Genomic DNA, 12788 nt, shown 5'->3' with positions numbered 1-12788 from the left:
GGACACCATTGTACAATGTCACGTTACGGTGGCGGCGGAACCGTCTCCCGCGCCCGCACCGCTTCGTACTGCGCCGCCGCGACCGCCAGGTCCTGCCAGGCCATCCCGATGCTCTTGAAGAACCTCGGCCGCCCCTCCGGCACAACTGCCTTGCCGCACACCAGTTCTGACAGGTTAGCAAGCGGCTCGTCGGCCGCGATGGCGCCTTCGCCGAACGGGATCACCAGGTCCCCCGCTGCGCGCAGCGCGACGGCCCGCGCCTCCACGTACCGTGCGGAGCGGACGACGAGCGCGGTGTCCACCTCACGGGCGTCGGGCTGGTGCGAGCCGATGGCCGCCACGGCCGCGTGCGGGGGCACCAGCCGCCCGTCGAAGAGCGGGCCGCGCGCACTGGTGCAGCAGACCACCAGATCGGCCGCGGCCACCGCAGCAGGAGTCCCCGCCTCGGCGGCCAGCCCGAGAGCACGGGCGTGGCCGACCAGTGGCACGGCCGAGTCCGCGCTGCGGGTGACCACGGTGAGCCGGGTCAGCGGGCGGACGGCGCACAGCGCGTCCAGGTGCCCGTACGCCTGCGGCCCGGCGCCGAACAGCACCAGGTGCTCGGCGTCCGGTACCGCGAGGCGCCGCACGGCCAGCGCGGTGACGGCGGGCGTCCGCAGGGCGGTCAGGGCGGCGCCGTCGAAGTACGCCAGCGGCTGCAGCGTGGGTCCGTCCAGCAGCAGGTAGCCGCCGGTGATCCGGGGCAGTCCGCGCCCGGGGTTGGCCGGGGCGACACCGGCGATCTTCACGCCCGCGTACCTGCCGTCGGCGGCGGGCATCAACAGCAACTCGCCTGCCGGGAGCGGGACATGGGACCTGGGCGGGCAGCGCTCGGGATCCACCCCGTCCAGCAGGACGCGTTCCAGGGCGGCGACGGCCTGTACGGGGGCCAGGTCGACGGGGAGCAGCCGGGTCACAGCAGGAATCCCGTCCCGAGTTCGTCGTCCGGCGCCAGCAGGAAGCGGTGCTCGCCGGTGCGGTGGGCGGTTCCGGTGATCTCGGTGAGCACACCGTCCGGGCAACTGCCCGCGAGGCGGCCGGTGAAGACCGTGCCGATCACCGACTCGTGGCGCAGTTCCTCGCCGTGCGCCAGCCGTCCCTCGGCGGCGAGCAGCGCGAGCCGGGCCGAGGTGCCGGAGCCGCACGGGGAGCGGTCGATCTGGCCGTCGGTGAAGACGGTGACGTTGCGCTGGCTCGGGCCCGCCGGGGTGTCGGCGAGTTCCTCGTGGAGGATCACCCCGTAGACGCCCGAGAGCCTGGGGTCCACCGGGTGCCGGGCGGCGGGCTCCTCGGCGAGGGCGGCGCGGATCTCCCGTCCGATCGCGGTGAGTTCGGGCAGGCGGGCGGCGGCGACCTCCAGCCCGAGGTCGGCGACGCGCACGGAGGCGTAGCAGGCGCCCGAGTGCGCGAGGTCGACCGCGACCCGGCCGCGCGAGGTGTCGACCGGCAGGCCGCGGGCGGTGATCCGGGTCGGCACGTTGCGGAAGGTCACGGCGGTGGTCCGGCCGCCGCTGCGGTGAACTGCCGCGCCGACCCGCCCGGACGGGACGTCGATCCGTACCCGGGCCGTGCCGTCCTCGGGTGCCGGGACCAGCCCGGAGTCCACCGCCCAGGCGCCCAGCGCGATGGTCCCGTGGCCGCAGGCCGTCGAATAGCCGTCCTTGTGCCAGAACAGCACCCCGAGCTGGGCCCCGTCGTCGTCGGGCGGGACCACGAAGCCGCCGTACATCCCGGCGTGGCCGCGCGGTTCCCGGCTCAGCAGCTGCCTGATCCGCTCCAGCTCGCCCGGGCGAGGCGCGGTCGTACCGCCTCCCCCGATCAGCACCGCCCGCCGCTCGGCCACCGAATCCCCGGGCACGGGCGGCAGCCCGCTGCTGACGATCCGGAACGGCTCCCCGGCCGTGTGGTAGTCGACGGCCTCGACTCGGCGGAGCCCCGCACCCCCGGGGCGCCGCCCGGCTGCTTCCCGCTCCCCGGGTGCCGGCTGACCGTGCGGCGTGCTCATCGCGCCGGCCCCGCCTGCAGGAGGGTCACCGTCCGGCTCGCGGTGAAGAAGTCGAGCACCGCCTGCCCCTGCTCCCGCGCCCCGTAACCGGCCGACTTCGTCCCGCCGAACGGCAGATGGAAGTCCACCCCGGTGGACGGCGCGTTGACCCGGATCATGCCCGCGTCCAGCCGGTCGGCGGCGGCGAGGGCGGCGTCCAGGTCGCCGGTGTGCACCGAGGCGGCCAGGGTGTGCGGGGTGCTGTTGGCGATGGCGAGCGCCTCGTCCAGGTCGGCGGCGGGCAGCACGACGGCCACCGGCCCGAAGAACTCCTCGCTCAACAGCGGGTGCCCGGCGGGCACTTGGGCCAGCAGGGTCGGTTCGACGAACCATCCTGGCCGGTCCACCCGGCCGCCGCCGGTGAGCACCTCGGCCCCGGCCGCCCGCGCGGAGTCGATCGCACCGGTCAGCCTGACCAGCGCGGCGGCGTTCACCACCGGCCCGCAGACCGTACCCGGGTCGCCCGGGTCTCCGGCCACCGTGGCGGCCAGCGCCTTGACCAGCGCCTCGACCAGTGGCCCGTACGCGTCACCGACCGCGATCACCCGGCTGGTGGCGGTGCACTTCTGGCCCGCGTACCCGGCGATCGCGGCGGCGAGGTCGGCCGCCGCTCGGCCGAAGTCCGCGTCGGGCAGCACGATGGCCGCGTTCAGCCCGCCCAGCTCGGCCTGGACGGGCACCCCTCGCGCGGCGCCGGCCGCGATCACGGCCTGCCCGACGGCGGTCGATCCGGTGAAGGAGACCACGTCGGCCGCCCCGACCAGCGCGGCGCCCTCCGCCGCACCGCCGGGCACCACCGTCAGGACGTCCTCCGGCAGGCCCGCCAGCTCGGCCAGCCGCAGCGCGCAGGCCGTGCCCTCCGGCGCGGGCTTGAGCACCACCGTGTTGCCGACGGCCAGCGCCGGCGCGGCCTTCCAACTGGGAACGGCCAGCGGGAAGTTCCACGGGGTGATCAGCCCGGCGACCCCGTACGGCCGGCGCCTGGTGAGCAACAGCCCCTCCCCGGCGGCCGGTTCGTGCACGGCCCCCGAGGGCGCGTACGGAGCCTGCGCGTAGTACCGCCAGATCGCGGCCGTCCTGGCGACCTCGCTGCGGGCCTCGGCCAGCGGCTTGCCCACCTCCCGTACGGCCAGCGCGGCCAGCTCGCCGGCATGCGCCTCGACCGCCTCGGCGGCGCGGGTGAGGGCGGCGGACCGCGCGGCGGCGCCGGCCGCCGACCACGCGGGCTGCGCGGCGCGCGCCCGTCCCACCGCGGCGGCCGCACCCGCGGCACCCGGGGTCTCGACGGAGGCCACCAGGTCGGCCGGGTCGGCGGGGTTGTACGAACTGACAGTCACAGAACAGCCTTTCGGTAGTGGCCGGCCCGGCGGCGCGAGGGCCGGCGGGCCTCTCGCGCGGTCGCCGGGCGCCAGGTCGGAGCGCCGGGCGGTGGGTCAGAGCAGGAAGCCCGCCGGGAACGGATCACTCGGGTCGAGGAAGTACTGTGCCGTCCCGGTGATCCAGGCCCGCCCGGTGACCGTGGGCACGACGGCGGGCAGCCCCGCCACCTCGGTCTCCTCGACCAGCCGTCCGGTGAAGCCGGTCCCGATGAAGGACTCGTTCACGAAGTCCCGCCCCAGCGGCAGTTCGCCACGCGAGTGCAGCTGGGCCATCCGCGCGGAGGTCCCCGTGCCGCAGGGCGACCGGTCGAACCAGCCGGGGTGGATGGCCATCGCGTGCCGCGACCGCTCGGCGGTGGAGCCGGGCGCGAGCAGTTGGACGTGGTGGCAGCCGTGGATCCGCGGGTCCTCGGGGTGCACCGGCCGGTCCTCGCTCGCGTTGACCGCCGCCATCAGGGCCAGCCCGGCCTCCAGGATCTCCTGCTTTCGCGCCCGCTCGAACGGCAGCCCGAACTCGGCGAGCGGCAGGATCGCGTAGAAGTTGCCGCCGTACGCGAGGTCGTACGTCACCGTGCCGTGGCCGGGCACCTCCGCCTTCCGGTCCAGCGCGACCGAGAACGACGGCACGTTGCGGATGGTGACCGCCGTCGCCGCGCCGTCCCGCACCCGCACCTCGGCCACCACCAGACCGGCCGGGGTGTCGAGCCGGACCGTGGTGACCGGCTCCACCACCGGCACCATGCCGGTCTCCACCAGCACGGTGGCCACTCCGATGGTGCCGTGCCCGCACATCGGCAGCAGTCCGGAGACCTCGATGTAGAGGACCCCGAAGTCGGCGTCGGGACGGGTGGGCGGCTGCAGGATCGCCCCGCTCATCGCGGCGTGGCCGCGCGGTTCGTACATCAGCAGGGTCCGGAAGTGGTCCAGGTGCTGCTGGAAGTGCAGCCGGCGCTCGGCCATGGTGGCGCCCGGGATGGTGCCGAACCCACCGGTGATCACCCTGGTCGGCATGCCCTCGGTGTGTGAGTCGACGGCGTGGAAGACATGACGGCTGCGCATGCAACCCCCTCTGGCTCGAATCGGCGTCCGGTCAGTCCAGGCCCTCGGCGACGGCTTTCTCGGTCGCGGCCCGCACCGCCGCCTCGGCCTTCGGCGCAAGCGGCAGCCGGGGCGGACGGGTCGGGCCGCCGGGACGTCCCACGATCTCCATCGACAACTTGATGGCCTGGACGAACTCGGTTCTGGAGTCCCAGCGCAGCAGCGGGTGCAGCACCCGGTAGAGCGGCCGGGCCGTCTCCAGGTCACCGGCGACGGCGGCCCTGAACAGCCGGACGCTAGCCTGCGGCAGCGCGTTCGGGTATCCGGCGATCCAGCCGACGGCACCCGCCAGCGCCAGCTCCAGCAGCACGTCGTCGGCGCCGATCAACAGGTCCAGGCCGGGCGCCAGTTCGGCGATCTCGTAGGCTCGCCGGACGTCGCCGCTGAACTCCTTGACCGCCACGATCGACCCCTCCCCGTGCAGCCGGGCGAGCAGCTCGGGCACCAGGTCCACCTTGGTGTCGTACGGGTTGTTGTACGCGACGACCGGCACCCCGACCCGCGCCACCTCGGCGTAGTGGGCGCTCACGGCGTCCGCGTCGGCCCGGAAGGCGTTCGGCGGCAGCAGCAGCACCGACCCTGCCCCCGCCTCGGCGGCCTGCTCCGCCCAGCGGCGCGACTCGGCGCTGCCGTACGCGGCGACCCCGGGCATCACCCGCGCGCCGCCGCCCGCCGCCTCGACGGCGGTGGTGACCACCCGGGCGCGCTCCTCGTCGGTGAGGGTCTGGTACTCGCCGAGCGAGCCGTTGGGGACGACGCCGTCGCAGCCGGAGTCGATCAGCCAGCGGACGTGCTCGGCGTACGCGTCGTAGTCCACCGAGAGGTCTTCGCGCAGCGGCAGGGCGGTGGCGACCATGATGCCGCGCCAGGGACGGGCGGGCTCGTGTGTGGTGAGGGACACGGGGCAACAGCTCCCTTTGTGAGATGTGACATTTCAAGGCAGGATCAGTCAGGCCCTGGGGTGCGGGGGCTCCGCTCGGTCACCGCGGCGCCGCCCCCGCACGTGCGTACCGCTACCCGGGCGGGTCGGGCTCGGCCAGTCGGGCGAGCGGCACCGGACAGGCCAGCGGTCGGCTGTCGGCCCGCACCGGACCGCCCCCGGCCAGACAGGCGACCGCGGGTCCGCACATCCGCCCCTGGCACCACCCCATCCCGGCCCTGGTGAGCAGCTTGACGGTACGGGCGTCCGCCGCGCCGAGTTCCGCGACCGCCTCCCGGATCCGCGCTGCCGGGACCTCCTCGCAGCGGCACACCTCGGTCTGCGGGCTCAGCCACTCCGGCCAGCCGGGGCCCGGCCGGTGTGCCGCGGCCATCAGCTCCGCGAAGGCGCGCCGGCGCCGCCGGAACGCCCGCAGCGCGGACGGCACCGGCCGGCCGGCGATCATCCGGGCCGCCGACTCGCCCTCGGCGATGGCGAGATCGGCACCGCCGACACCGCAGGTCTCACCGGCCGCCCACAGCCCCGGCAGGCTGGTACGCAGCCCGTCGTCCACGGCCAGCGCGAGGGTGCCGTCGGGGGCCAGCCGGGTCCGGGCGCCGAGTTCGGTGGCGAGCTCGATCTGCGGTACCAGGCCGTGGCCGACCGCCAGCGCGTCGCAGCGGATCCGTCGACCGGTGCCGGGGATCGGCCGCCAGTCGCGGTCCAGCCGGGCCACCGTCACGGCCGTCAGCCGGTCCGTGCCGTGCGCCTCGACGACCGCGCTGCCGCGCCGCAGCCGTACCCCGTGCCGGAGCAGGGCCGCACCGTGCCCGGCGCCCTCGGCCAGCTTGGCCGGGTTGGCGGTGAGGGTGCGCAGGCCTCGGGCGTAGTGCAGGTAGTCGGTGGCCTCGACCACGGCGGGGACTTCGGCTCCCGCACTCACCAGCGAGGACGCGGCGGCGAGCAGCAGCGGACCGCTGCCCGCCACCACGATCCGGCGGCCGGGCAGCACCAGGGAGGACTTCAGCATCGCCTGCGCACCACCCGCCGTCACCACACCCGGCAACGTCCATCCGGGGAAGGGCAGTTGGCGCTCGTACGCACCGGTGGCGAGCAACACCGAACGCGCCGCGACCACGGGCCGGCCCTCGGCCCCGACCCGCTCGGGGCCGAGGGTGGCGTGCAGGCGCCAGGTCTCACCGCGTTCGAGCAACCAGATCTGATGGTTCGTCAGGTAGTCGAGGCGCCCGGCTCGGGTGTGCGCCGCCAGGCGGCCGGACAGCCGGGCGAAGGCCGGCCAGCCGTGGTGCATCCGCTCGGGGTGCGCGGCACCGAGCCCGGGCGCCGGGTGCCGGTAGTACTGGCCGCCCGGCCGGGGGCCCGCGTCCACCAGCGCGCAGCGCAACCCCAGCTCGGCGGCGGTCACGGCGGCGGCGAGTCCGGCCGGCCCGGCCCCGATCACGGCCAGGTCGTAGACCTCGCCCCCGGCGCGGCCGGCCGCCTCGGACCTCGGGCGCCGGGGGTGCGGGGGCTCAGACGGCGAGGTCGGCACGGCCGTGGCCCTCCTGGGTGGTGACGGTGTCGCCGGGCCGCGCGGGCAGCAGGCAGGTCCGCTGGTTGGGCCGGCCGTTGACGGTGGCCAGGCAGTCGAAGCAGACCCCGATCCCGCAGAACGCGCCCCGCGGGCGGCCGCCGGCCCTGGTGGTGCGCCAGGCCAGGATGTTCTGCGCCCAGAGCACGGCGGCGATGCTCTGGCCGGGCAGCGCGGGCAGCTCCCGGCCGTCGAACTCGATGCTGTACGCGGCCTCGGGCCGCGCCCCGGCCTGCCGGGCAGGGGTCCGGCGCATGCTGTCTCCGATCCTCGGTGAGCGGTCCGGTTCAGCCATGGGAGGCCCCCGACCCGCCGGACTCCCCGGACTCCCCGGACTCCCCGGCGAAGCGGTCGGCTCGGAACGGCTTCATGTCCAACTCCGGTTCCTCCTGGGCAAGTTGTCGACTGATCAGCAGGCCGGTGGCGGGCGCGAGCCCGATCCCCGCACCCTCGTGGCCGCAGGCGTGGTAGAGGCCGGGCACCCTCGGGTCGGCCCCGATCGCCGGAAGGTGGTCCGGCAGGTACGGGCGGAAGCCCCGGTAGGCCCGCTGCACCATGACCCCGGCGAGCACCGGGAACAGCGCGGCGGCCTGGCCGGCCAGCCTCCGCAGCACCTCGACGGAGAGGGTCCGGTCGAAGCCCACCCGCTCCCGGCTGGCGCCGATCAGCACCGGTCCGGCCGGTGTCCCCTCGACCACGGCGGAGGTCTGCAGCGCGGCCGACGCGCTGGCGACGTCCGCGACGTAGTCGGCGGCGTACACCTTGTGCCGCACGATCCTCGGCAGCGGCTCGGTCACCAGCACGAAGCCGCGCCTGGGCAGGACGGGGAGGGCCACCCCGGCCAGCGCGGCGACCTCGCCGCCCCACGTCCCGGCGGCGTTCACCACGGCGGGGGCGTCGATCCGGCCCCGGTCGGTGGTGACACCGCGGACCGATCCGTCCCGGCCGGCCCGGACGGCCGTCACCGTCTCCCCCAGACGCACCTCGGCCCCGGCCCGCCGGGCCGCCCGCAGCAGCCGGGCCGCCGCCAGGGCGGGTTGGAGCTGGGCGTCCTGCGGGTAGTGGAAGCCGCCCGCCAGCCCGGGAGCCAGGTGCGGCTCCAGCTCTCGCACTTCCCCACCCACGATCTCGACGGCCGTCACCCCGGCCTTCCGCTGCCCGGCGGCGAAGGCACGCAGCGCCTCCATCCCGGACTCGTTCGAGGCGACCACGAGACCGCCCTTGGGCTCGTACTCGATCCGCTCCCCCAGGGTCCCGTCCTTCCCGGCGGGCCCGCCCGGCCCGTCCCCGGACTCGGCGAGCTCGCGCCAGAGCCGGACGGAGAGCAGAGCGAGGTCGAGTTCGGGCCCGGGCTCCTTGTCGGAGACCAGCAGATTGCCCTCGCCCGCGCCGGTGGTGCCGCCCGCGACCGGGCCGCGGTCGACCACGGCGACGGAGAGTCCGGCCAGCGTGGCGTAGTACGCGCAGGCGGCGCCGACCACTCCGGCGCCGACCACCACGACGTCGTGGGGGTGTCTGGTGAGCACGCCAGTAATATGTCACATGGCGTACGCCCTGCCAAGGGTGCGCAAGGACGACGGGCCGCCGGGCACGGCGGCAAGCGGAAGGCCCCGGACCGCCGAGGTGGGCGGTCCGGGGCCTTGAAACGCGTGCCCGGTTGGCGCGGGGATCAGGTGATGTCGTCCATCTGCTCCTCGCGCGCGGCGGGGAGGGGTGCGGGCGGAGCGGGCGTGGCCGAGGCGGCGACCGACTCCGCGACCTCGACCGGGGCGACCGTCAGGTCCAGCTGCGCGGCCTCGTCGTCGTCCAGGTCGGCGTCGGGGTTGCGGCGGGCCCGGCGGCGGTCGTTGAGCAGGGCGATGCCCACCGCCAGGAAGTACAGGCCCCAGATCGGCGCGGCCAGCACCAGCATGCTGACCGGGTCGGCACTGGGGGTGGCGAAGGCGGCGAAGACGGTGATGGCCATCACCATGCCGCGCCACCAGCCGAGCAGGCGCTTGCCGCTGACCACACCACCGAAGTTGAGCATCACCAGCAGCAGCGGGAACTCGAAGGCGAGACCGAAGACCAGCACCATCCGCAGCGCGATGTCGAAGTAGTTCTCCGGTGGCAGGATCGGGGTGGTGCCGTTGGGGCTGAACGAGATCAGCACCTGCACGGTGGTCGGCAGCAGCAGGTAGGCGACGACGACACCGGAGAGGAACAGCGGGGCGCCACCGGCCATGAAGCCGATCGCGTACCGCCGCTCGTGCCGGTGCAGGCCGGGAGCCACGAACGCCCACAGCTGGTACAGCCAGACCGGGACGGCGGCCACCACACCGGCGGTGAGCGCGACCTTGATGACCAGGCCGATGGGCGTGGTCAGACCGATGGTGGAGATCTGGGCGCACTTGCCGTGGAAGTGCGCCACCTCCTCCGGGGTGTTGCACCTCGGGAGCGGCTCCATCAGGAACGACTCGAGCTGCCGGTGGTAGATCGCGGCGATGATCGTGAACAGCACGATGGCCAGGGCCGACTTGACCACCCGGTTCCGCAGTTCACGGAGGTGATCGGCGAGGGCCATCCGGCCCTCGGGGTCCTTGGGCGGTTTCGAAGACTTGCTCAACCCCGGTCCTCAACTCGTGCGACGGAGCCCGCCGGGCGACGGGCTCCGGTTACTTAAGTGTGCCGTCCACTCAGTCCTGGCGGTCGGGGCCCTGCCCGGTGACCGGCCGGGAGCCGACGGAGTCGCCCGGGGCGGCCTTGATCGTCCGGGGCGCTTCCACCGCGGGCTGCGCGGCCGGCGCCTCCTGGCCCTCCCGGTACATCGCCTTGGTCTCGCTCTTCAGGATCCGCATCGACCTGCCGAGCGCACGCGCCAGGTCCGGCAGCCGCTTGCCACCGAACAGGGCGAAGGCGAAGACCACGAGCAGCAGGAACGCGACCGGCGAGATCCTCATGTGTGCGACCACCTCTCCCGCGGGGGCAGCGCTCCCCCACTCCGGGCGATGGTAGCTCCTGCGGATGTCGCCCGGACAAACCCCGCCACCCGTCCGGTGTCGACCGCGGTCCGGGCCACCCGCAACCCGGGCTAGCCCCGCTCCCCGGCGGGCTGCACGGCCCCGTCCGGCGCCCCGAGCGGCAGCCCGCCCAGCTCGCCGGCCGCCGCTGCCAGCGTCCGCGAGGCGGTGTCCACCTCCCGGGCGAGCGCCCGTACGTCCAGCCAGAGCCGGGAGGCGAGCACCCCGAGGACGAGCAGGCCTGCGGTGGCCAGGAAAACGGCGGCGACGATGGTCCATGACACGCCGATCGACTCTACCCGCTCGGTGTCACCGGAAGCGGCGCGGGGGAACCGCGCCGCGCTCCCCACGCCTGTGCGGAGGGCCGCCACGCGGCTCCCCGCGCTCCGGGGTCCCGTACGCCCGAGCGGGCGGCCGTACGGAGGGCCGGCCGGGTGCCCCTGCGAGCCTCAGCCCTCGACCGTGAGCAGCCGCATGGTGCTGACCCCGGCCCCCATCAGCGCGGCCACGATCTTCTCCCCTGCGGGCTTCCGCACCGCCGTCCCGCACTCGGGACAGGTGAAGCTGTAGAAGGTGCGCTCCTTGCTGGCACCCAGCGCCAGCCGGAAATCCGCCGCCGGAAGCTCCACCTTCTCCCGGCAGTGCGAGCAGTAGACCTTGAACCTGGTGCCGGCGTTTCCCACCGCTCCGTCCGCCACCGCTCAGCCCTGCCCCTCCCGGTAGAGCTTCAGCGCGGCCAGCGCCGCGCCCCTGGCCTGCTCGGCCAGCTCGGGCGGCGAGACGATCCGGCCCTCGCGGCCCAGTCGCAGGGCGAGCGGCCGCAGCCCGGCCGGGTCGGCGCTGCGCAGGGTGATCCGCAGCCCGCCGTCCGCGAGTTCCTCGGCGGCGTCGTGGGGGTAGTACTCGGCGACCCAGCGGCCGCCGGGGCCGACCTCGACCACCACCTCGGGGTCGTCGGCGGCGGGGTTGACCAGGCCGGCGGACAGGTCGCGGGGCTCCAGCCGGGGCGGGTCCGCGGGCTCGTCCAGGACCCTGATCTCGGCGATCCGGTCGAGCCGGAAGACCCGCCGGTCCTCGGAGGTGCGGCACCAGCCTTCCAGGTAGGTGTGGCCCTCGGTGACGAGCCGGATAGGGTCGACCTCGCGCTCGGTCATCCCGCCGCGGCCGTGCGACCAGTAGCGCAGCCAGATCAGCCGACCCTCGCTCAGCGCCCGGTCGATGTCGGCGAAGACCCGGCCCTCGGCCTCGAAGGTGACGCCGACCCGCGCGCTGGACTCGGCACTCTCCCCGGCGGCGTCCTCGATCTTGGCCACCGCCCTGGTGAGGGCCTGCCGGTCGCGCTCGCGCAGTCCGGGCAGCCCGGCCACCGCGCGGGCGGCGACCAGCAGGGCGGTCGCCTCGTCGGCAGCCAGCCGCAGCGGCTGGGCGACGTCGTCGACGTTGTGCCACCAGATCCGCTCGCCGTCGGTGTCGATGTCGAGCAGGTCGCCGCCGCGGAAGCTGGTGCCGCACATCGGCAGCACGTTGAGGTCGTTGATCAGCTCGCGCTCGGTGATCCCGAAGGCCCGGGCGACCTCGGCCACCTCGGCCCCGGGACGCTCGCGCAGGTAGGTGACCAGCGAGAGCATCCGCCGGGTCTGGTCGATCGCGTTGCTCATACGTCCACCTCGCCGTACCCGGCGCTCGCCTCGCTCAATGCGCACCTCACTCCGACTCGCCCGCTCATGCGTGCGCTCCCGCCTCGTCGAGGCTCTTCAGACCGGCCACCGCCAGCAGCCGGTCGACTACATCCGCCCGCAGCTCCTCCGGCCCGAGCACCACCAGGTCGGGCCCGAACTCAGCCAGGTCGGCCCCCAGGCCATTGCCGTACGGGATCTCCAGCTCGTCCCAGCCGTCGTCCACCTGGCGGGTGTTCAGCGCCTTGGTGCGCAGCGGGAAGCCCGCGCCGCGGCGCAGCCGTACGGTGGCGGTGGCGGTGGCGCCCTCGCCTGCGAAGGAGGCGACCACGGCGCGGACGTCCACGTGCTCGGGGACGGCGCCGGTGAAGGAGCCCGCCCGGGAGCGGACCTTGCCGGTGATCCGGCTGAGCCGGAAGACCCGGGCGGCGCCGCGGTCCCGGTCCCAGCCGGCCAGGTACCAGTGGCCGCGCCAGCACTCCAGCGCCCAGGGCTCGACCGAGCGCTGCTCGGCGGCGGCCGCGCCGGCCTTGCGGTACTCGAAGACCACCGGCCGCCGGTCGCGTGCGGCGACCAGCAGCGGTTCGAAGGCCGCCTCGCGGGCCGGGATTCGCGGCTGCAGGGTGTCGGGCTCGGTGTCCTCGGTGAAGGGCACCCCGGCCGCGCGGAGCTTCTGCAGCGCACCGCTGGCCGCGCCGGACATCTTGGCCTGCTGCCAGACCCGGGCGGCGACCGTCAGCGCGGCGGCCTCCTCGGCGTCCAGCGCGATCTCGGGCAGCCGGTTGCGGTCGCGGCGGGCCAGGTAGCCGATCTCGCCGTCCAGGGCGCTCTCGTCCACGTCGATGACCAGGCCGAGCTCGCGCAGATCGTCCTTGTCCCGCTCGAACATCCGGTTGAAGGCGTCCTCGCTGCCCTGATGCCAGGCTTCGCGGTAGGCCTCGATGGACTCCCGCAGCTCCTTCTTGGAGAGCGGACGTCTGGTGTTCATCAGGCACAGGGCTAGGTTCATCAGCCGCTCTGCCTTGGCGATCGCCATCGCTGAC

General features: G+C 74.8%; 14 protein-coding genes. All 14 read right to left on the bottom strand.

What is annotated here, in order from left to right:
- Positions 1-23: 23 nt before the first annotated feature.
- A complete protein-coding gene (locus ACZ5ON_RS03430) occupies positions 24-956 on the bottom strand; it encodes an ornithine cyclodeaminase family protein (RefSeq protein WP_465584726.1) in 933 nt (310 codons plus the stop codon).
- Entirely contained in the window at positions 953-2044 is a 1092-nt protein-coding gene (locus tag ACZ5ON_RS03425; protein WP_465584723.1) for a proline racemase family protein, read from the bottom strand. Before ACZ5ON_RS03425 ends, ACZ5ON_RS03430 begins: the two co-directional genes overlap by 4 nt.
- A complete protein-coding gene (locus tag ACZ5ON_RS03420; protein ID WP_465584718.1) occupies positions 2041-3420 on the bottom strand; it encodes an aldehyde dehydrogenase family protein in 1380 nt (459 codons plus the stop codon). Before ACZ5ON_RS03420 ends, ACZ5ON_RS03425 begins: the two co-directional genes overlap by 4 nt.
- A gap of 96 nt (positions 3421-3516) precedes the next feature.
- Positions 3517-4521 carry a proline racemase family protein gene (locus ACZ5ON_RS03415; RefSeq protein WP_465584715.1) on the bottom strand — a complete coding sequence of 335 codons (1005 nt, stop codon included), beginning with the start codon at positions 4519-4521 and terminating at the stop codon, positions 3517-3519.
- A gap of 31 nt (positions 4522-4552) precedes the next feature.
- Positions 4553-5416, bottom strand: coding sequence for a dihydrodipicolinate synthase family protein (locus ACZ5ON_RS03410; RefSeq protein ID WP_465585320.1), 864 nt, complete (start codon positions 5414-5416; stop codon positions 4553-4555).
- Positions 5417-5573: 157 nt separating this feature from the next.
- A complete protein-coding gene (locus ACZ5ON_RS03405; protein ID WP_465584710.1) occupies positions 5574-7031 on the bottom strand; it encodes an FAD/NAD(P)-dependent oxidoreductase in 1458 nt (485 codons plus the stop codon).
- Positions 7012-7326 carry a (2Fe-2S)-binding protein gene (locus ACZ5ON_RS03400; RefSeq protein ID WP_465584706.1) on the bottom strand — a complete coding sequence of 105 codons (315 nt, stop codon included), beginning with the start codon at positions 7324-7326 and terminating at the stop codon, positions 7012-7014. Before ACZ5ON_RS03400 ends, ACZ5ON_RS03405 begins: the two co-directional genes overlap by 20 nt.
- Before the next feature lie 31 nt (positions 7327-7357).
- Positions 7358-8596, bottom strand: coding sequence for an NAD(P)/FAD-dependent oxidoreductase (locus ACZ5ON_RS03395; RefSeq protein WP_465584703.1), 1239 nt, complete (start codon positions 8594-8596; stop codon positions 7358-7360).
- Positions 8597-8739: 143 nt separating this feature from the next.
- Complete coding sequence (gene tatC, locus ACZ5ON_RS03390; protein WP_465584701.1) at positions 8740-9675, bottom strand: twin-arginine translocase subunit TatC; 936 nt, start codon at positions 9673-9675, stop codon at positions 8740-8742.
- A 70-nt stretch (positions 9676-9745) separates the two neighbouring features.
- Complete coding sequence (locus ACZ5ON_RS03385; protein WP_465584699.1) at positions 9746-10009, bottom strand: Sec-independent protein translocase subunit TatA; 264 nt, start codon at positions 10007-10009, stop codon at positions 9746-9748.
- 131 nt (positions 10010-10140) lie between these two features.
- A complete protein-coding gene (locus ACZ5ON_RS03380; protein WP_465584696.1) occupies positions 10141-10353 on the bottom strand; it encodes a hypothetical protein in 213 nt (70 codons plus the stop codon).
- A 165-nt stretch (positions 10354-10518) separates the two neighbouring features.
- Positions 10519-10752, bottom strand: coding sequence for a hypothetical protein (locus ACZ5ON_RS03375; RefSeq protein WP_344635489.1), 234 nt, complete (start codon positions 10750-10752; stop codon positions 10519-10521).
- Between the two features lie 18 nt (positions 10753-10770).
- Entirely contained in the window at positions 10771-11727 is a 957-nt protein-coding gene (locus ACZ5ON_RS03370) for a helix-turn-helix transcriptional regulator (RefSeq protein WP_344635490.1), read from the bottom strand.
- A gap of 64 nt (positions 11728-11791) precedes the next feature.
- The gene (locus ACZ5ON_RS03365) at positions 11792-12781 is read right to left on the bottom strand and encodes a helix-turn-helix transcriptional regulator (RefSeq protein WP_465584691.1); all 990 of its coding nucleotides are present in this window, start codon (positions 12779-12781) and stop codon (positions 11792-11794) included.
- Positions 12782-12788: the final 7 nt, after the last annotated feature.

The organism is Kitasatospora sp. NPDC032150, assembly GCF_055579945.1.
The sequence above is the reverse complement of the archived record's forward strand: the minus strand, read 5'-3'. Positions and strand labels throughout refer to the sequence as shown.

Coding starts and splice junctions, on each gene's coding strand:
- ACZ5ON_RS03410 (WP_465585320.1), bottom strand. CDS start 5,416: ATGGTCGCCACCGCCCTGCCGCTGCGCGAAGACCTCTCGGTGGACTAC.
- ACZ5ON_RS03385 (WP_465584699.1), bottom strand. CDS start 10,009: ATGAGGATCTCGCCGGTCGCGTTCCTGCTGCTCGTGGTCTTCGCCTTC.
- ACZ5ON_RS03415 (WP_465584715.1), bottom strand. CDS start 4,521: ATGCGCAGCCGTCATGTCTTCCACGCCGTCGACTCACACACCGAGGGC.
- ACZ5ON_RS03400 (WP_465584706.1), bottom strand. CDS start 7,326: ATGCGCCGGACCCCTGCCCGGCAGGCCGGGGCGCGGCCCGAGGCCGCG.
- ACZ5ON_RS03425 (WP_465584723.1), bottom strand. CDS start 2,044: ATGAGCACGCCGCACGGTCAGCCGGCACCCGGGGAGCGGGAAGCAGCC.
- ACZ5ON_RS03365 (WP_465584691.1), bottom strand. CDS start 12,781: ATGGCGATCGCCAAGGCAGAGCGGCTGATGAACCTAGCCCTGTGCCTG.
- ACZ5ON_RS03370 (WP_344635490.1), bottom strand. CDS start 11,727: ATGAGCAACGCGATCGACCAGACCCGGCGGATGCTCTCGCTGGTCACC.